Source organism: Actinoplanes sp. NPDC024001 (assembly GCF_040638955.1).
Lineage (GTDB): Bacteria > Actinomycetota > Actinomycetes > Mycobacteriales > Micromonosporaceae > Actinoplanes.
Genome location: NZ_JBEZZB010000002.1, coordinates 47,828 through 67,633, shown reverse-complemented (window position 1 = coordinate 67,633; position 19,806 = coordinate 47,828). Strand labels below are relative to the sequence as shown.

Below are 19,806 nucleotides of genomic sequence, written 5' to 3'. Positions count from 1 at the left end.
GGGTACGGCGGTTCGCGATGATCATCCCCGCCGCATCAACCCACGGCCCAGGCCGCGGGACCCACCAGGCTTTGTAGCATGTCCTACCGCTTCTGGTGTGCGGCCGGCACACCCTCTCGCATTGGACACGGCGCCGTCGAGGCGGTGCGGGTTTGCGTATGTGGCAGTCGCTCGTCCGACGATGCGGTACGAAGAACACCGGGTCGACGCGAAAGGGGGTGGCCACGTTGTTGGGTACCAGCGCGGTCCTTCGTCCGGTCGGCGCTACCAGCGCACCGCCGGGACAGCTCTGGCCGCCGCACGGCAGACTCCGCCGCTACTGGGACGGAGCGGACCGGTGACTACAGCCGACGACAAGCACCTGGTGCCGGACGACTCGCTGTTTCGGCAACTGGTCGATGCGGCGCCGGACCCGATGGTCGGTGCGGATCGGCACGGGCGGATCGTGTTCGTCAACGGGCAGGCCGAGCGGCTGTTCGGTTACGGCCGGGACGAGTTGATCGGCCAACCGATCGAGGTCCTCGTTCCGGACGACCTCGCGCAGGCACACCGTGAAATGCGAGAGCGGTACTTCGCCAACGCGGTGCACCGGGCCATGGGCGGCGGTGAACCGCTACGGGCGCGCCGCAAGGACGGCGTGGTGTTTCCCGCTGAGATCAGCCTGAGCGGTTTGCGTACCGACAGCGGACTGATCGTATCCGCGGCGGTTCGCGACATCAGCGACAGGCTACGCGCCGAGGCCGAACGGGTCCGGCTGCGGGAGGAAGCCGACCGGGCGGCACTGCAAGCCCAGCTGCTGCGCACCCAACGGATGGAGAGCCTGGGTCAGCTGGCCGGTGGTGTCGCCCACGACTTCAACAATCTTCTCGCCGTGATCGTCAACTATGCGGCATTCATCTCGGACAGCGCCGACGAACAGCATCCGGCCGGGGACGGACCGGAGATGTGGGCTGAGGTCCGTCAGGACGCGCAGCAGATCATGCGAGCCGCCCGCCGCGGCGGTGACCTGACCCGGCAGTTACTGGCCTTCGCCCGCCAGGAGGTCGTGCGGCCGCAGGCCGTCGACTGGGCCACCGTCGTGCACGGCGTGGAGGACATGCTGCGCCGCTCGATCGGCGAGCACATCACCCTGTCCATCACCTGCGGCGGTGACTGCGGACCGATCATGGCCGATCCGGGACAGCTCGAACAGGTTCTGGTCAACCTGGCCGTCAACGCCCGCGACGCCATGCCGGGTGGCGGCACCCTGAGTATCGAGACCGACAGCGTCATGGTCGACGGCGACCACGTCACACACGGCCCGGCGATCAAACCGGGTGAGTATGCGCGGTTGCGGGTCAGCGACACCGGCACCGGCATGCCCCGCGAGGTCGTCGACCGGATCTTCGAACCGTTCTTCACCACGAAGGCACCGGGTCAAGGCACCGGCTTGGGCCTGGCAATGGTGTACGGGATCGTGACCGGTGCCGCCGGAACCGTCACGGTCTGCTCCGAGGAGGGTGTGGGAACCACCTTCAGCATTCTGCTGCCGGTAACTGATCAACGGCCGACGACCGCACGCCCCGCGGAGCCCAGGCTGGATCAGCTTGCCGGGCACGGAGAGACGGTGTTGCTGGTCGAGGATGAACCCAGTCTGCGGCAGGTGTGCCGCCGCTTGCTGGACACCAGCGGATACCAGGTACTGGCCCCGAATGACGCCGCCGCCGCGGTCGAGTTGGCCGACCGGCATCCCGGCTCAATCGACCTTTTGTTGACCGATGTGGTGATGCCCACCATGCTCGGTACCGCGCTTGCCGAACGCGTCACCGCGAAGCGTGCCGGCACGAAGGTGCTGTTCATGTCCGGGTACGCCACCCCGTTCCTGGCCACTCACGGCACCCTCGACCCGGCGAACACGCTGCTGGAGAAGCCGTTCACCCGGCGGGAACTGCTGACCGCGGTCCATCAGGCACTTGCCGGCTGAGCCGGCTGGCCTCTACCAGGCTCACCGTCGGTCGTGACCGTGCGGACCGGACTTCCACCCGCCGAACCCGTCATAAGACCCGCGCCGGTTTGTCGTCGGGCCGTGATCAGGCACCTCGCTGCCGAGGTGTGTCCACGGCTTGAGCGCCCGTCTCCCGACGGTAGGTTCGGCCGAGAGGTCATCGCTTTGCCCCGAGCCGTCATCCGCTGCCGCAGTCAACAGGTCGGCGGCGCGACACCGCAGCTGCGCCACTGCTGCTTGCATCTGATCAAGCGCGGCATGGACAGCCACCAGCTCAATCGGCGGCACTCCGCCCTCGGCCAGCCGGCACACCCTCGTCCGCAGCACTAACAAGGTCGAGTCGAGCCGGGATACGAGGCCGGCGAGTAGTGGGCCAGGCTCGGCAGGCATGTCGCCAACCGTACGACCTGGCGGCGCCGCGCCGGACCAAAACAGCGCCCACGCCGCCTGAAAGCTTCGGCACCATCCAGCCGGCCGTCCCACACCGGTCCGGCACGGTGCCGGACCGTCCAGGTGCAAACATTCGCCGCCCGGCATCCCGCGTCGCCAGGGGAACGGCGTCATCCAGCCATATCGACCGCCCTGATCCTCGGCATGAGTCTGCCCGGTGGGCGGCAGCATTGCGGCACCCTAAGGAGGCACCAGACTGACGTCTGATGCGCCGACGCATACGCTTCGCGTGTGGCAGCAGCCAACATGCAGCGCAGTGAACGACTCCGCAGATTCGCGGATTCCACCTGTGCCGCGTTGTCTCGGATTCAATCTGCGAACCCACTCGACGAGATCCGGAAGCTTCTCAGCGCCGACACCGCGACATTCCTACTGTTCGACGAGACTGCTGGCCAGCTCATTCCTGTCGCGGCCAGAGGCCTGGAAGAAGAACTCCTCCATGGAATCCGCATTTCGTACGGGCGCGGCTTTGCCGGCCAGATCGCAAAAAGCCGTCAGTTGATCACTATCAACAATGTCAACTCCGCCAATGTTGTTAATCCGGTTTTGATCGAGCGAGGTCTCCGATCTCTCCTTGGCGCACCCGTCATTACAGATGAGCAACTCGTCGGGGTTCTGCATGTAGGCACGCTGACGCGGCGGGACTTCACCGCCGAGGATGTGCAGATGCTCCAATCCGCAGCTGATCGGCTGAGTGAGGTGAGGCGTCTGAGCGAGTACGCGCGTGAGCGGATCGCCGTATCCACGTTGAGCCGGAGCCTGATACCCGCGGGGCTGCCGACCGTAGCGGGTCTCGAACTTGCCGCCCGTTACGTGCCGGTCGACGATTCCGGTGTCGGTGGAGACTGGTACGACGCTTTTCCACTGCCATCGGGATGGCTCGGGGTGGTCATGGGTGATGTCTGCGGTCGCGGGCCATCTGCCGCGGTCGCGATGGGGCGTGCCCGCAGCGCACTGCGTTCGTATTCGCTGCTGTGCGCGGATCCTGCCGCTGCATTGTCCTTTCTCGATCGCGAGGTGCACCATTTCGAGAACGATCGTTTCACCACCTGTCTCTATCTGATGATCTCTCCTGAACGGGCGGCCGTACGTATCTCCTCGGCTGGTCACTTGCGCCCGATACTGTGCGCCGGCGGGCACGCTGTGGAGCTCACCGATATCCCGGTCGATCCTCCCCTTGGTACCGGCGAGCTGCGGCTCGACCGCCGCAGCGTCACGATGGCATTTCCCTCCGCCGGTACGCTGGTCTGCTACACGGACGGTCTGGTGGAACGCCGCGATCAACCTATCGACGTGGGTATCCGAGGCTTGCTGGCCGCCGCCTGCGCGGACACCGCGGAGGGCGTGTGCTCGGCCATCATGGCGGCCGCCCCACGCCAGCCGGAGGATGACATGGCGCTGCTGGCAGTTTCACGTCGTCGGTAAGGTCACTCCGAAGCGTTCACCATGCGGGTTGTCCGGGCCTGCGGCGCCCTCGATGCGGTTCGCTCCTCGTCCAGCGCACGGAGGCAGTGAGCCGTTCGGCGATGCCGATCGGGGTGTGCATGTTCTGGTCCTGCCAGGGTCAGGCACGGCCGCGAATGCTGTGAACGCTCCGGACACTGCCGTCGGGCACACCGATCTCTCAAGAAGGTCGCTCGTTCCCCGTTGGTTGAGCTCGGCCTGAGCTCGAACATGCGGCGGGGCAATATATATCAGCGGCAGCGAAATGTCGGGGCGCGTTGGCTGATCTCCGGCGGTTGTCCGGCGGAACGTGGTTAGTCTCGGAAAGATCCGTCCCTGCGGGGAGGTAGCGCCGCGGGAGAGTGGCCGATGCCACTCGGGGTACTCATCAACTGCCCTGAATCTGGACTGCCGCGTCCAGACATCAGGGTGCCGTCTTTCACCGGGAGGTCACTGTGCTGTCGGACAAGGCCCGGCCGATTGTCGAGGCCACGCTGCCGGTTGTCGGCGAACACATCGAGGAGATCGCGAACCGGTTCTACGCCCACATGTTCGCCGAGCACCCGGATTTACAGGACGGGATGTTCAACCGCGGGAACCAGGCTGAGGGCAGCCAGCCGAAGGCCCTGGCCGGGTCGGTGGCGGTGTTCGCCACTGCGTTGGTGAAGAGCCCGCAGCAGTTGCCGGAGCGGTTGCTAACCCGGATTGCGCACAAGCATGCGTCGCTGGGCATCCGCCCCGACCAGTATCAGATCGTGCGGGACAACCTGATGTGGGCGATCGGTGACGTGCTCGGTGACGCGGTCACCCCGGAGGTCGCAGCCGCGTGGGACGAAGTCTATTGGCTGATGGCGTACGCGCTGATCCATCAGGAGCGCGGCCTGTACAGCGCCCGCGGGGTCACCGCGGAACGGGTGTGGCGGCAGTGGGCGGTCTCCGAGAAGATCCGGGAAACCGACGACGTCACCGTGTTCGTGATGCGCCGGGTCGACGACCGGCCGGTGAAGACGTCGCTGCCCGGCCAGTACATCACCGTCAACGCGCTGATGCCGGACGGCGTGCGTCAGCCGCGCCAGTTCAGCCTGACCCGCGCCGACGACGGCGAGCACCGCTACTTCGCGGTCAAGCGGGTGCACGGCGGCGGGAAACCCGACGGGGAGGTGTCGACGTTCCTGCACGACCGGGTTCAGGTCGGCGACGAACTAACCATGAGCGTGCCGTACGGCGATGTCGTCCTCGACGACGGCGGCCGGCCGGTGGTCTTCGTCAGCGCCGGGATCGGGGTCACCCCGATGGCCGGGATGATCTCGCACCTGGTCGCGGCCGGTTCGCACCTGAACGTGACGCTGCTGCACGCCGACGCCAACGAAGCGTCGTTCCCGCTGCGGCAGCAGCTTGTCGGCGATCTCGCCCGGCTGCCCGGCTCGGCGTTACACGTCTGGTACGAGGACGGGAGCGGCAGTGAGCTTCCCGTCGCCGCCGCGCACGCCGGCATGATGGACCTGAGCGGGGTGGAGTTGCCGCAGAACGCGGTCTACTACCTGTGCGGGCCGATCGCTTTCATGCAGGCGATTCGTGGAGCGTTGCTCGAACGAGGTGTCGGTGTGCGTGACATTCAATACGAAGTGTTCGGCCCGGACTTGTGGCAGGCCGACACCGACTGACAGCTGAAAGCGACGTAGCCGCCCGCGGTGCGGGCGGCAACGTCTTCTGCTCGCTCAGGCGGTGGCGTCGTGATGCAGACCGCTGCCGACGCGGGCACGGACGGCGTCGACGGCGTCCCAGTCGGCACCGTCGAGCGTGGTCAACGCGGCCGGGAACACACCGTCCTGTTCCTTGAGGATGTGCGCCCGCAACTCCGACAGCACATCCATGAACGCAGCTGGCCAGTCCGGGTCGGCCGGCGTTGCGGTGGCGGCGGCGCCGAGAACGGCCTCGACGTGGCGGTGCTCGGTCCGCAACGCGTCCACCTGATCGGGGAAGTCGGGGGCCAGCAGAGGGAAAAGTCCCTCTTCCTCCACGGCAGTGTGCGGGCTGAGGATCTCGCTGATCCGGCGGGCCAGCACCGCCATGCCGTCGACGTCGCCAGCGGCCTGTGCCGTACGCACGTCACTCATCAGGGCAACGACCTCGTCGTGTTCACGGGTCAGGTCACCGATCGCGGTGACCTCCTGGCAGCCGCAGTACTCACACATGAACGACTTCCCCGCCTCGTGCGGTCTCGCGGCCGGCGCTGCGGGCGACCGACAGGATGTCGAGCAGCAGGGCGGCCAGGGCGACCACGGCGAGCAGGGCCAGGCCGAGGGCGTACGACTCGAAACTGCCGTAGATTGCTCCCATCATCAGCGGCGGCACGAACCCGCCGAGTCCGCCGGCCGCGCCGACGATGCCGGTGACCGAGCCGACCTGGTTGGCCGGAGCGACCTGTGCGACCAGGGCGAACGTGGCACCGCTGCCGGCACCGAGCGCGGCGGCCATGGAAAGGAACGCGATCGTGCCGACCGGTGCCAGGCCCGGGGTGAACGCTTGCACGGCCGCACCGACGAGGACCACGCCCAGGCTGGCGGCCAGCACCCGGCTTGGGGCGACCTTGTCGGACAGCCACCCGCCGACGGGGCGCATGATCACCGCGAGGACGACGAACCCGGCCATCCGGTTGGCGGCGTCGGCCTGGGCCAGCCCGTACGCGGTCTTCAGATAGGCGGGCAGGTAGACGGAGAACGCGACGTAGCCGCCGAACGCGACCGCATACAAGGCCGACGCCTGCCAGGTAATCCGCAGCCGTAGCGTCGCGCCAAGCCGGGCGGCGAGCGGGGCGGTCGGCACCGGCCGGTCCGGGGCGTCACGCATGACGAGCCAGGCGACGACCGCGTAGACGGCGAGCACCGCAGCGGTGATCAGAAACGGGGTCGCGGTGCTGCCGGCGTCGACCAGCTTGACGGTGGTCAGCGCGCTGATCGCGGTGCCACCCATGCCGGCACCGAACACACCGACGGCGAAGCCGCGCCGCTGCGGCGGGAACCAGGCGCTGACGAACGGGACACCGACCGCGAACGCGGTGCCGCCGATGCCGAGGAAGAACCCACCGATCAGCAGCGCTGCCAGGGAGCCGTGCCCGAGCAAGCCGAGGTACAGCACCGGCACGATGGTGGCGAGCGACACCAGCGGAAACATGAGCCGGCCACCGAACTTGTCAGTCAGCGCCCCGACCGGGATCCGGCCGACCGAGCCGACCACCACCGGTACGGCCACCAGCAACGCCTGCTGGAACGGGCTGAGATTCAGAGCGGCCGTGAACCGGACGGCGAGCGGGCTGAGCAGCGCCCATGCCCAGAAGTTCACCGCGAACCCGACCGTGGCCAGTGTCAGCATCAACCCCGGACGGCCGTTCGGGTGAGGGTCCCGTGTGAGGCGGGCCGACGAACTGCTCATGGAACTCTCCGCTGTTTCGACGTCGGTAAGCGACGGGCAGCCCGTGCCCATCGCTGCTGTCCACAGACCGGCCGCATCGCGAGGAACGGCCTGAAGGTCTGCCTCATCAGGTTCCCTGGGCGCAACCCACGCGAACAGGGACTTTGGACCCGCCCTGCCGGGACCCCTACCGACCACGTCGAGGCGGTCCGTCACCGGTTGGACCGTGCACAAGACATGCAACCGGTTCGCACCGCGACCAAACCCGGCTTGCACTCAACCACCGGACAGTCTGTGACCATCCCTCGAAACGACAGGCGGATGGACGGTGCCATGGCGGTGATCCTGGTCGTCGACGACGACCCCGACATTTTGGATCTGATCGTGTTCGTTCTGCAGGGCGCCGACCATGAGGTTCTCGCCGCATCCGGGCCGACACCGGCGCTCGCCCACGCTGCCAGCCGCGACCTCGACCTGGTCATCACCGATTTCCATATGCCGGACATGACCGGCGCCGACCTGGTGCGACAACTACGGAAGAGCCCCAGCCGTAACGACGTTCCTGCCATCCTGGTCACCGCCGCCGCCACCAAGTCGACAGTCCCTGACGGCCTGTTCACCCGCTGGATCACAAAACCATTCGCTCCTCGGTCACTACGCGCCGAGGTCAACGACGTGCTGGCCACCACACCCAATCCCCGTCGACTCCGATGACCGGGCACACGGTTCTTGCTCTTGTGTTCACCGCGGGGTCACCAGGTGAGGTGGGGTAGCGGCCGACCGGTAGCACCATTTCCCCGTCGCGGCCACCTCAGCTTCGCCGGCGATCAGGAGGTACATCGCGGCGCGCTGGGAGAAGATGCCCGTATGAGGGCAGTGCGGGTCCAGCCGACTGGTATCGAGCGGACTTTCCGCGAGGATGAACTCATCGTCACTAAGACGGACCCGAGAGGTGTCATCACCTACTGCAACGACGTCTTCCTGCGCGTCGCGGCGCTGGCTGAGGCAAGAGCCGTCGGGCAGCCGCACAACATCATCCGGCATCCGGACATGCCGCGGGCGGTGTTCAAGTTGATGTGGGACACGCTCAAGCAGCGGCAGGAGATCTTCGCCTACGTCCTGAACCTGGCCGCGGACGGCGCCCACTACTGGGTCTTCGCACACATCACTCCGTCGTACGACGCGGACCGCAACGTTGTCGGCTATCACTCCAACCGGCGGCTGCCGTCGCGGGAGGCCGTCGGCGAGATCCACATCCTCTACCAGAAGATCCTGGAGCAGGAACGACGCCATTCTACGGGCGATGCGGCTGTCGCTGCCGGCTCACGGGCGCTGCAGGAGGCGCTCTCGGACGTAGGGCTGCAGTACGACGAGTTCGTCTGGGTGCTGACCAACCGGCACACGCACTGACCCGTCGTGCTGCTGTCGGCTACCTCCGTCCGCACGGTTCAGGATCGGGTGATGACTGCCGCTGCCGGCAGCCGTGGGGTGGCCGAGGGCGCGATGCTGCTGCCCGCTGCGGCCAGCCGCAGCACCAGGAACGGGTGGCTGGTGAAGTTCAAGGCGGCGCGGATGCGGTCGCGGGTGGTGGCCACCTCGGCGACGATGCTCAGCGGCAGGACCGCGATCTGGGTGCTGGTCGCGGTCAGCCAGCCCGCGGACAGCGCTTCCCCGGCTCGCAGCCAGGTCTGCGGGAGATCGTCGGGTCCGTGCAGGACGGTGAACACCGCCGCCCGCTGCTGCGAGTCCGCGATGAGAGCGGCCCCGGCCCGGCGCAAGGCCCGGGCCGGCGCGGTCAGCAGGTAGGGATCCTCTGGCAGTGCAGTGGTGGGGATGCCGGTCCCGTCGGGACGGTTCCCACCGACCCAGCCTGCTACTTCCACCTGCCATTGCGGGTCGAGGGCTTCGACGTGGTGGGCGGCCTCGACCGCCTCCGCGAGCGTGACCAGTTGCCGCGGTGACAACGGGATGAGGCCGCATCCGTGGCTTTTGACCGCTTCCCGGATCCGCCGGACCAAGTCGAGATCGACCGGGGCGGCCGTAGCAGTACGGCGATCGGTTCTGCGGTGTGGCACCTGTTCTGCCAGCGCCACCGCATCCTGGTCGGCAAGCATGGTGCCAGTTACCCGCACCCGGGCCAGCAGGGTCGGATCGGCGGTGTCGGGTTGGCGCTGCACGGTCACGGCCTGTCCGTCGGCGGCGAGCCGGATCACGGCATGGTGCAGGGCTGCGCCGCAACTGAGGATGGCGAGCCGGGCGTCCGGGTCCGTGGCCGGCAGCACCCGTCGGGTGTCCAGCGACAGTTCGAGGGTGTTGTGATGGACGTGCCAGTGCCAAGGTTGGGTGTTGTGCAGCGACGGTGCCCGCGCGGCGAAGACGGCGGCGTTGGTCAGCATGCTGGACGGGTCCGGGATCATGTTCGTTGCCTTCCACGTCACGGGTTTGCAGGTCCTGACGGTTCTGGTCGAGCCGGCCTTCCCCGTTGCGACCACGTCTGGGTGAAAGCTCGTGCTGCCGCGTTGCTTGCGGGTTCGTTCCTCTGGCCGACGCTGTCGAGGCGGTTTGGCCGCTCACCTCCCCACGGGCCGACCGGTGATCCAGCACCGCTCGTGGGCGCTCATAGCGGGTCACCGGATCGCTGATCGGCGGGTACCACCGCGACCGGGCACGGGGCCTTGTCAGCGACGGTCACGACGACATCGCCGGTGCGGACCCGGCCGAGCGGCCCGCGTCGTTTGTCGCCGACCACGAGCAGGGCAGCGCCTGCACCGGCCTGGATCAGAGCGGCGGCGACATTGCCGTGCAACACCGTTGAGACGACGGGCACATCCGGGTAGGTGCGTTGCCGAGCAACGACATCGTCGGCCAGGCGCTGTACGGCTGCCTCCGGCTGCCGCTCGCGGTGGGTGAGAACATGAACCGCGGCGAGCGGCAGCCGATGCTCTTGCGCGAAAGCGAAGGCGAAGTCGACTGCGGCGCCACCGGCGGCACTGGCATCGACGCCGACGACCACCATGCCGGCGAACGATTCCTGCGGTTGTGGCGTTGTGTTGCGCACGATGACAGTCGGGCAGTGTGCACCGCGCAGGACCCGGCGGGAGGTCCTGCCGCCAGCGCCGACGACCAGCAGGTCAGCCCCCGATGATGCCTCGACGAGCCGTGACGAGGCGTCTCCCGAACGAATGGTCAGCCCAACCCGCCGACCGCCCAGTTTCCGGCGGCTGGCCGTGACAGCGCGAGCCAGCCCTGGATCCGTCAGTTCCACCTCAGCAGCCGTCGGTTCACCGTCACCGCGGTCCAGCATTGATCCCGGCGGGCAGACGTGCACCAACACCAGCCGGCCCCCGGACTGATGGCCCTGCTCGACGGCCCACGCCAGGGCATTCCATCCGCCGGCTCCTCCGACACCAACCGCAACTGAGCGACGCATCCTGCTCGCCCTCCTCGTTCGGAAACCGCAACCGGCGCCACCTCGGGTCTCAGCAAAGGGACCTTCCGGCGAACACCAGCGGTGACGTCCTTCACAGCTCACAGTGACCGCGCGGGGCGGTACTTGTTCAGGGCCGAAAGTCCCTCGGCGGCGCAACACGGCCGCCATTCACCGATATGGCGTACCGCACGGCCGACCCACCGGCATGCCGCGCACGCGCTCTGATCGGCGGCCTTCAAGGACTCGCTGGCCAGCCCTGCCCGATGCATCCGCCAAGGGGACGGTGAAGCGGTCACTGACTCCGGCGTGAGGGGATCGGCGTGCGCCCGCTGCGCCGCTGTATTCCTACTTGGGCAACGACTGCGGCGAAGGTGGTTCACGACGGCCGTGGCCTCGGCGACCTCCGTGGCCGCGACCCCGGAGTGACAATCTCGGACAGCCGGCCCAGGGGCCATCGACTCGCCATGGCCAGCGGCCCGCCGCCTGCCGTACACAGGACGGCAAATCATCGGACACTCGCCTCGCCCGGCGTGTCACTCACAAGATCTCGGCGCTGCACAGCCTGAGCTGCGAACACGACCGCACGGCACTGGCCACGGAATCGTCCTTTCGCTGCGAGCCACCGTGCGCGTCAATAGCATTCGATCGAGGTGCCATCGCAACGAGAGGACCACATCTGTGACCGCCGTTTCGGACAACCGGGCCACCCGGATCGACCATGAAGAAGTCGTGCGGCGGCTCGCCGCACCGGACGACGCCGAAGTCGCCGGCCTCGATGCCTGGTGGCGGGCTAACAACTATCTGACGATCGGTCAGATCTATCTGCAGGGCAATCCGCTGCTGCGGGAGCCGCTCAAGAACGAGCACATCAAGCCACGCCTGCTCGGGCACTGGGGCACCAGCCCCGGCCTGTCCTTCATCTACGCCCACGTGTCGCGCCTGATCAAGCAGACCGGCCAGCAGGCCATCTATCTGGCCGGTCCGGGGCACGGCGGCCCCGCCCTGGTCGCCGCCGGTTACCTGGAGGGCACCTACTCCGAGGTCTACCCCAAGGTGAGCCTCGACGAGGGCGGCATGCTGCGGCTGTTCCGGCAGTTCTCCAGCCCCGGCGGCATCCCCAGCCACGTCTCGGTGACCACCCCCGGCTCCATCCACGAGGGCGGCGAGCTCGGCTACGCGCTGGTGCACGCCTTCGGCGCGGTGATGGACAACCCGGACCTGCTCGCCATCGCGGTGGTCGGTGACGGCGAGGCCGAAACCGGGCCTCTGGAGGGTTCCTGGAAGGGCATCTCCTTCCTGAACCCGGCGCACGACGGCGCGGTCCTGCCGATCCTTCACCTCAACGGCGCGAAGATCGCCGGCCCGACGGTGCTGGCCCGCAAAGACCCGGCCGAGGTGCGCAAGCTCCTCGAGGGCCACGGGTACGAGGTGCTCGAGGTTGAGGGAGCCGACCTACCGGGGATGCACCACCGGTTCGCGGCGGTGCTCGCCGAAGCCTGGGACAAGATCCAGAAGATTCAGGACGCTGCCCGTGGCGGGGCGTGGGACGGCCAGCGGCCGCGCTGGCCGCTGATCGTCATGCGTACGCCGAAAGGCTGGACCGGGCCGGAGAAGATCGACGGCATCACGGTGACCGGCACGTGGCGCTCGCACCAGGTGCCGCTGTCCGGGGTGAAAGGCAACGAGGATCACCTGCGTGAGCTCGAGAAGTGGCTGCGCTCGTACCGGCCGGAGGAGCTGTTCGACGCCACCGGGGCCCCGGTCGAGCAGGTCCGCGCTCTTGCGCCGGACGGGGATCTGCGGATGAGCGCGTCCCCGCACGCCAACGGCGGCCTGCTCACTCGCGACCTGGACATGCCCGACTTCCGGGACTACGCCATCGGCGTGGACAAGCCGGCGTGCGGCAGGGCGGAGTCGACCCGCAAGCTGGGCGAGCTGATGCGTGACATCTACACCCGCAACCCGGACCGGTTCCGGCTGTTCTGCCCGGACGAGACCAACAGCAACCGGCTCGGCGCGGTCTTCGAGGTCTCCGACCGCGGCTTCATGGAATCGGTCACCGACGACGACGTGAAGCTGAGCCGTAACGGGCGGGTCATGGAGGTGCTCTCCGAGCACAACTGCCACGGCTGGCTGGAGGGCTACAACCTGACCGGCCGGCACGGCATGTTCGCCACCTACGAGGCGTTCGCCATGGTCAGCGCCTCGCAGACAGTCCAGCACGGCAAATGGCTGCAGGAGGCCTCGCATCTGTCCTGGCGGGCCAAGGTGCCGAGCCTGAACATCCTGCTCACCTCGACCGCCTGGCGCAACGACCACAACGGGTTCTCGCACCAGGGTCCCGGCCTGATCCAGGTGGTGCTCACCCAGCGCGGCGACGTCGCCCGGGTCTACCTGCCGCCGGACGCGAACACCCTGCTCTCGGTGGCCGACCACTGCTTCCGGTCGAAGTCGTACATCAACCTGATCGTGATCGACAAGCAGCCGCAGCTGCAGTGGCTCGACATGGACCAGGCGATCGAGCATTGCAAGAAGGGCGCGGGCATCTGGGAGTGGGCCGGCACCGACGACGGCAGCAGCGACCCGGACATCGTGCTGGCCTGCGCCGGTGACGTGGTGACGATGGAAACCGTGGCGGCCGCCCGAATCCTGATGGAGAAGCTGCCGCAGCTCAAGGTGCGGGTGGTCAACGTGGTCAACCTGATGACCCTGCCGCGGCCGAAGGACCACCCGCACGGCATGAGCGAGACCATGTTCCGGGAACTGTTCACCGACCACGTGGATGTCGTGTTCTCGTTCCACGGCTACCCGGGCGCCATCCACCAGCTGGTGCACGGCCGGCCGGACGCCGACCGGTTCCGGGTGCGCGGCTTCATCGAGCAGGGCACCACCACCACACCGTTCGACATGACGGTGCGCAACCGGGCGTCCCGCTACCACCTGGTGATGGACGCGATCAACAACGCCAAGCGGCTGCCGACCGGCGCTACCGACCTCAAGGCCTGGTGCGAGGCGCAACTGGCCAAGCACGAACGGTACGTCGTCGAGCACCTCGAGGACATGCCGGAGGTCCGGGACTGGTCCCTCGGCGACTGGGCCCAGCACTGACCGACGAAGACGGGCAGGTCCGGCGCCGAGGTTGGCACGGACCCGCCCGTGTCGTTCCCTGGGGCGCACTGTCAGATAGACCGCATAGTCCACGGGTGACGCGCCAGTCTTCTACGCGCGGCCCGCGGCTGCGGGCACCGCGCTCGCTATGGCGTCCGCTGGAGACGGTGATCCGTTCGTCGGCCAGCTGGGAGTGGACGGTGAACCACGTCGCGGCACCGGCGCCGGCATGACGACGCCGGCAAGCCGAGGATCATGGACCTGACGGTGAACCGTGTGGGGCCCTGCACCCGGATCGCTCCCTGGAGATGCGGCCGGTGACAACTGGTAACCGCGACTGTGAACGGCATGACTGCGCCATCGCCTGTTGTTGACCTCGCCGCTCTCGGGGTCGTGCCGGGTTACGTCGATGCCTTCGGCGTCGAGCGGACGCTAGCCGACTCGACCCGCCGCGCCCTCGCCGATAGGTTTCTGCGTAGCAGCATGCTCGCGACGGAGCCGATCGTGGCCACTCCTGGACGGCACCACCCCCGGTTGTACGGGCAGTTGCAGTACGAGGACGGTACGACAAGTCGGGTCTGCGGTGTCGTAGACCGGGTCGGCTACCACACGCTGACTGCTGACGACGGAACGGTGCATCAGGTGCTGGCCGCCGAGGAATACCTGCCGCAGCCGCCACGAACCTCTGGACTCGCGGTGCAGCTGTACGCCGCTCGCAGCCGTGACTCGTGGGGAATCGGCGACTTCCGTGATCTGGCCTTCATCGCCCGGTCAGTCGCGGCGCGCGGGGCGGGGGTGCTACTGGTCAGCCCGGTGCACGCAATGGCCCCCATTTGCCCCGCCCCGAACTCCCCGTACAGCCCGGCCAGCCGGCAGTGGCTCAACGTGTTGCACATCGCGCCCGGCGACGCTCCCGGCGCCGAACGCGTCAACCTGTCCGACCTGGCTGCGCAAGGCCGATCGCTCAACGCCAACCGACGAATCGACCGGGATGCTGTCTCCCGGCTCAAAGGGGAGGCGTTGGAGCGGATCTGGGCGGCTGTCCGTGATGAGGAGCCGGTTGAGTTCCGCGACTGGGCCACAGGTCATGGTGACGATCTGAGCTCGTTCGCGACCTGGACGGTGCTGGCGGAAACGTACGGCGGCGACTGGCGAGGTTGGCCCACCGAGTTCGCCCACCCGCTCGCACCGGCGGTAGCCGCGTTCGCCGCGCAGCACGCCGACCGGGTGCGCTTCCACATGTGGTGCCAGTGGGTCGCCGACCGGCAGTTGGCGGTAGCCTGCCGCAACGGGGCCACCATCTGCCTGGACGCCGCCGTCGGCTTTGACTTCGGCTCCGCCGACGCCTGGCTGCACCAGGATCTGCTGGCCCTCAACTTCGAGGTGGGCTGCCCCGCTGACCCCTGGAACCGGGAGGGCCAGCGCTGGACCCTGCCGCCATTCGACCCGCACGCCCTGGCCGCTGCCGGATTCGCTCCGTTTCGCAACCTGGTTCGCTCGGCACTGCGGCACGCCGGCGCCCTGCGCATCGACCACGTCATGCAGCTGTGGCAACTATTCTGGATCCCGGTCGGTGGCCGGATCACAGACGGCGCCCACGTGCGCTACCCGGTCGACGCACTGCTCGCGGTACTTCGCATCGAGGCCGGCCGCGCGGGAGCATGGATCGTCGGTGAGGACATCGGCACGGTCGCCGACGGCATCCGAGAGACCATGGCCGCAATCGGCATGCTCGGCTACCGTACCGAGATCGCCGGACGCTGCGCCGGGAATCCGGAGAACACCGTCGGCACAACCGGCACCCACGACCAGGCCACCATCACCGGCATCCTGACGGGTTCCGACCAACGTGACATGGCCCGCATCGGTAAAGCCTTCGACGCCACTGACATCGAACAAACGCGAGACCAACTACGCTGCCAGGCCGGCATCGAGGCGTCACAGCCGATCGGCACCAACCAAATACGTGCGGCGATCCTCGCCCAGTACCGGCAACTGGCGGCCTGCCCATCCCGCGTCGTGCTTGCCACGCTGGATGATGCCGCCGGAGTCACCGAGCGGCCCAACATGCCGGGCACTATCGACGACTACCCGAACTGGCGCATCGGCCTGCCCGCACCGGTCGAGGACCTGCTGAATGCACCGTTGGCCAACGACGTGATCGCCGCCATCAGCCGTCGGTAGCCGCCTGACACATCCGATCAGTCCTCGCGGGCAACCGTCACGGCGGCGACGCGCCACACGCGGGCGGCGTAGTCCGCCACCGTGCGGTCGGAGCTGAAAAAGCCGCTGCGGGCGGTGTTGAGGATCGACATGCGGGTCCAGCGGTCCCGGTCATGCCATGCCTGTTCGACCTGTTCTTGAGCGTCGAGGTAGGAACGGAAGTCGGCGAGGGTTAGGTATTCGTCCCAGCCGAGCAGGGAGCCGGCGACCCGCTGGCCGACGTCGCCGAAGGCGCCCGAGCCGAGGGCGTCGAGGGCGGCGCGCAACTCGTCGTCCTGTTCGTAGAAGGCGCGTGGGTGGTAGCCGTTGATTCGGGCCTGGGCTGCCTCGTAGGCGTCCAGCCCGAAGAGGAAGAAGTTCTCGTCGCCGACCCGGGCGCGGATCTCGATGTTGGCGCCGTCCAGGGTGCCGATGGTGAGCGCGCCGTTGAGCGCGAGCTTCATGTTGCCGGTGCCGGACGCCTCCTTGCCAGCGAGCGAGATCTGCTCGGACAGGTCGGTCGCCGGGATGATCTTTTCCGCCAGGGTGACGTTGTAGTTCGAGGGGAAGACCACCTTGAGGTACGGCGAGACCACCGGGTCCGCTTCGATCCGGGCCGCGATCGTCGCGATGAGCCGGATGATGTCCTTCGCCGCGTGGTAAGCAGGGGCCGCCTTGCCTGCGAACAGAATCGTGCGCGGCACAAAGTCACCGCCCGGGTTGTCTCGGATCCGGTGGTAGAGAGAGATGACGTGGAGCAGCTTGAGCTGCTGCCGCTTGTATTCGTGGAACCGCTTGATCATCACGTCGGTGAGCGAGTCGGGATCACCGACTGCCAGGTGCGCCTTGTTGGCACGTTTGATCGCCGCCCATCGGTCCAGGAACCGGGCGTCTCCGGCCAGCGGTTCCAGGCCGGCGAGCTGTTCCAGGTCGCGAATCCAGCCGTCACCGCCGAGACCCTCGGTGATCAGGTCGGACAGGCGCGGGTTGGCCAGCTTCACGAACCGGCGCGGCGAAACGCCGTTGGTGACGTTCTGGAACTTGCCCGGCCACAACTCGGCGAAGTCGTCGAGCACCGTCTCGCGCAGCAGTTTCGAGTGCAGCTCGGCGACCCCGTTGACGGCCTCGGTGCCGACCACCGCGAGATGCGCCATCCGGACCATCCGCGGCTCCTCGCCGATGATCGACATCCGCCGGAGCCGGTCGGTGTCACCGGGGAACCGGGCCTCGACCTCGCGCAGGAACAGCATGTTGATCAGGTAGATGATCTCCAGGTGGCGGGGGAGCAGCCGCTCGAACATGTGTACCGGCCACGTTTCGAGGGCCTCCGGCAGCAGGGTGTGACAGGTGTACGCGAACGTCTTCCGGGTGATCTCCCAGGCCCGGTCCCACTCCACCTCGTACTCGTCGACGAGCAGCCGCATCAGCTCGGGGATCGCGATCGTCGGGTGCGTGTCGTTGAGCTGGATCACCGTCTTCCCGGCGAACTCGTCCCAGCCCTCGTTACGCAGCCGGAACCGCCGGATGATGTCCCGCAGCGAACACGACACCAGAAAGTACTGCTGCTTGAGCCGCAGCTCCCGGCCCAGCTCGGTGCTGTCGTCGGGGTAGAGGACCTTGCTGATGTTCTCGGCCCGGACCGCCTCTTGAACGGCCTCGGCGTACTGCCCGGCGGAGAAACGGGACAGGTCGAACGACGCCTCGCTGGCCTTGGCGCTCCACAGCCGGACGATGTTGACGGTCTCGGTGCCGTACCCGGGGACCAGCATGTGGCTGGGCTCGCCGAGCACGATCTCAGCGGGCACCCACACCTTGCGGGTCGTTGATCCGGGAACCGGCTCGGTGTGTCCGTAGAAGCCGACGGTCTGCCTGTCGTCCGGGGCTGGGAACTCCCACGGATTACCCTGGAACGCCCAGTCGTCGGGGAGCTCGGTCTGCCCGTTCTCGGTGATGACCTGACGGAAGATCCCGAGGTCGTAGCGGATGCCGTAGCCGACGGCCGGGATGTCACGGGTGGCCATCGAGTCGACCAGGCAGGCCGCGAGCCGGCCCAGGCCGCCGTTGCCGAGACCCGGCTCGACATCCAGGTCCTCCAAATCCTCCAGACTGAAGCCGAGGGCCTTGACCGCCTCGGCGGCGATCTCGCCAGTGCCGGAGTAGAGCAGGTTCTGCTCGAGCTGCGCGCCGAGCAGGTATTCCGCAGAGAGGTAGTAGACCCAGCGGGGGTTGCTGGCGAACTGCGCGGCGGCGGTCCGCGCCCGCCGTTCGGCGAGCCGGTCGCGCACGGTCTGGGACAGCGTCTCGTACGCGTCCCGTGCGCTCGCCGACTCGACGGTCGTGCCGCGCCGGTAGTAGAGGTTGCTCAACAGGTCCTGCTGGAACTCGTCGGCGGTCCTGCCCAGTTTGCGTAGCCCGATGCCGTGTCGAAGATCCATGCCGCCATTGTGACCTTCCAAGGTTGCTGGCGATTGACGTTCACGAGGAGCAGTGCCATCGTCCCGGTAGGTCAACTCAGCAACCCAAGTCGCGGACAGCTCGGCCGGTGTTGGTGAAAGACCCGGCGAGCAGCACTCCGTGGGTAGGGTCATCAGTGACGGCGACGTGCTGGAAGTTCGGCCGAACCCCTCGCGGTGACGCCCCGAGTCTGCTGTGGCGTTCTCGAAGTCAAGGGCGCGGCGGCCGGACACCCCATGAGCCGGCCGTCCCTACGGTCGGCATGCAGACCCCTCCGCCGGTCGCAGAATCCGGCGGACCGAAACGAGGAGACCACCTGTGACCATCCGGGTTGGCATCAACGGCTTCGGCCGTATCGGTCGTAACTTCTTCCGGGCGGTTCTCGCTTCCGGGGCCGACATCCAGATCGTCGGCGTGAACGACCTGACCGACAACGCCACGCTGGCTCACCTGCTGAAGTACGACAGCATCCTGGGCCGTCTCGGCCACGAGGTGAAGGCGACCGCCGACGAGATCACCGTCGGCGGCAACACGTTCAAGGCGTTCGCCGAGCGCGACCCGAACAACCTCCCGTGGGGCGACCTGGGCGCCGACGTCGTGATCGAGTCGACCGGCTTCTTCACCGACGCCACCAAGGCCAAGGCGCACGTCGACAAGGGCGCCAAGAAGGTCATCATCTCGGCTCCGGCCAAGAACGAGGACATCACGATCGTGATGGGCGTCAACGACAACCTGTACGACGCCGCGCAGCACACGATCATCTCGAACGCGTCCTGCACCACGAACTGCCTCGCCCCGATGGCGAAGGTCCTGAACGACAGCATCGGGATCGAGAAGGGTCTGATGACCACGATCCACGCGTACACCCAGGACCAGAACCTGCAGGACGGCCCGCACAAGGACCTGCGTCGCGCCCGCGCCGCCGCCCTGAACATCGTGCCGACCTCGACCGGCGCCGCGAAGGCCGTCAGCCTGGTGCTGCCGGAGCTGAAGGGCAAGCTGGACGGCTTCGCGCTGCGGGTGCCGATCCCCACCGGCTCGGCCACCGACCTCACCTTCACCGCCGCTCGCGACACGTCGGTCGAGGAGGTCAACGCCGCGATCAAGGCCGCCGCCGAGGGCCCGCTCAAGGGCATCCTGGTCTACACCGAGGACGACATCGTGTCGGCCGACATCGTCACCGACCCGGCGTCCTGCATCTTCGACGCCGGCCTCACCAAGGTCATCGGTGGCAACCAGGTCAAGGTCGTCGGCTGGTACGACAACGAGTGGGGCTACTCGAACCGCCTCGTCGACCTGGTCAAGCTCGTCGGGGCCTGATCTG

Annotated in this window: 13 protein-coding genes and 1 pseudogene; 8 read left to right on the top strand and 6 right to left on the bottom strand. The window is 67.7% G+C overall.

Features of this window, described 5'->3' with window-relative positions:
• Positions 1-337: 337 nt before the first annotated feature.
• From AB0F81_RS01410 to AB0F81_RS01400, 3 genes are all read left to right on the top strand, one after another.
• Positions 338-1,963 carry a PAS domain S-box protein gene (locus tag AB0F81_RS01410; RefSeq protein ID WP_360189151.1) on the top strand — a complete coding sequence of 542 codons (1,626 nt, stop codon included), beginning with the start codon at positions 338-340 and terminating at the stop codon, positions 1,961-1,963.
• A gap of 702 nt (positions 1,964-2,665) precedes the next feature.
• Entirely contained in the window at positions 2,666-3,859 is a 1,194-nt protein-coding gene (locus AB0F81_RS01405) for a GAF domain-containing SpoIIE family protein phosphatase (protein ID WP_360189148.1), read from the top strand.
• Positions 3,860-4,332: 473 nt separating this feature from the next.
• On the top strand, positions 4,333-5,541 hold the full coding sequence (locus AB0F81_RS01400; protein ID WP_328465887.1) for a globin domain-containing protein: 1,209 nt from the start codon (positions 4,333-4,335) through the stop codon (positions 5,539-5,541).
• 54 nt (positions 5,542-5,595) lie between these two features.
• On the opposite strand, the gene AB0F81_RS01395 is transcribed toward AB0F81_RS01400, so the two are convergent.
• Positions 5,596-6,072: a hemerythrin domain-containing protein gene (locus AB0F81_RS01395; protein WP_360189144.1), complete on the bottom strand. Its 477-nt coding sequence runs from the start codon at positions 6,070-6,072 to the stop codon at positions 5,596-5,598.
• Positions 6,065-7,249, bottom strand: a complete 1,185-nt coding sequence (locus AB0F81_RS01390) for an MFS transporter (protein ID WP_360189513.1) — start codon at positions 7,247-7,249, stop codon at positions 6,065-6,067. Before AB0F81_RS01390 ends, AB0F81_RS01395 begins: the two co-directional genes overlap by 8 nt.
• Positions 7,250-7,621: 372 nt before the next feature.
• On the opposite strand from AB0F81_RS01390, the gene AB0F81_RS01385 reads away from it, so the two are divergent.
• Positions 7,622-8,002, top strand: coding sequence for a response regulator (locus AB0F81_RS01385; protein WP_328465883.1), 381 nt, complete (start codon positions 7,622-7,624; stop codon positions 8,000-8,002).
• A 153-nt stretch (positions 8,003-8,155) separates the two neighbouring features.
• On the top strand, positions 8,156-8,698 hold the full coding sequence (locus AB0F81_RS01380) for a PAS domain-containing protein (RefSeq protein WP_328465881.1): 543 nt from the start codon (positions 8,156-8,158) through the stop codon (positions 8,696-8,698).
• Positions 8,699-8,736: 38 nt separating this feature from the next.
• Here AB0F81_RS01380 and AB0F81_RS01375 read toward each other — a convergent pair whose 3' ends face one another.
• From AB0F81_RS01375 to AB0F81_RS01365, 3 genes and pseudogenes are all read right to left on the bottom strand, one after another.
• Positions 8,737-9,726 carry a nitroreductase gene (locus tag AB0F81_RS01375; RefSeq protein ID WP_328465879.1) on the bottom strand — a complete coding sequence of 330 codons (990 nt, stop codon included), beginning with the start codon at positions 9,724-9,726 and terminating at the stop codon, positions 8,737-8,739.
• Positions 9,727-9,905: 179 nt separating this feature from the next.
• The gene (locus tag AB0F81_RS01370; RefSeq protein WP_360189510.1) at positions 9,906-10,346 is read right to left on the bottom strand and encodes a universal stress protein; all 441 of its coding nucleotides are present in this window, start codon (positions 10,344-10,346) and stop codon (positions 9,906-9,908) included.
• Positions 10,347-10,352: 6 nt separating this feature from the next.
• Positions 10,353-10,718, bottom strand: a pseudogene (locus tag AB0F81_RS01365) (universal stress protein); the annotation flags it as partial.
• Positions 10,719-11,396: 678 nt separating this feature from the next.
• Here AB0F81_RS01365 and AB0F81_RS01360 point away from each other — a divergent pair.
• The gene (locus AB0F81_RS01360; RefSeq protein WP_328465875.1) at positions 11,397-13,826 is read left to right on the top strand and encodes a phosphoketolase family protein; all 2,430 of its coding nucleotides are present in this window, start codon (positions 11,397-11,399) and stop codon (positions 13,824-13,826) included.
• 348 nt (positions 13,827-14,174) lie between these two features.
• Entirely contained in the window at positions 14,175-16,010 is a 1,836-nt protein-coding gene (gene malQ, locus AB0F81_RS01355) for a 4-alpha-glucanotransferase (protein ID WP_360189138.1), read from the top strand.
• A 17-nt stretch (positions 16,011-16,027) separates the two neighbouring features.
• On the opposite strand, the gene AB0F81_RS01350 is transcribed toward malQ, so the two are convergent.
• Positions 16,028-18,463: a glycogen/starch/alpha-glucan phosphorylase gene (locus AB0F81_RS01350; RefSeq protein WP_328465871.1), complete on the bottom strand. Its 2,436-nt coding sequence runs from the start codon at positions 18,461-18,463 to the stop codon at positions 16,028-16,030.
• Positions 18,464-18,800: 337 nt separating this feature from the next.
• On the opposite strand from AB0F81_RS01350, the gene gap reads away from it, so the two are divergent.
• A complete protein-coding gene (gene gap / locus AB0F81_RS01345) occupies positions 18,801-19,802 on the top strand; it encodes a type I glyceraldehyde-3-phosphate dehydrogenase (RefSeq protein ID WP_360189135.1) in 1,002 nt (333 codons plus the stop codon).
• Positions 19,803-19,806 lie beyond the last annotated feature (4 nt).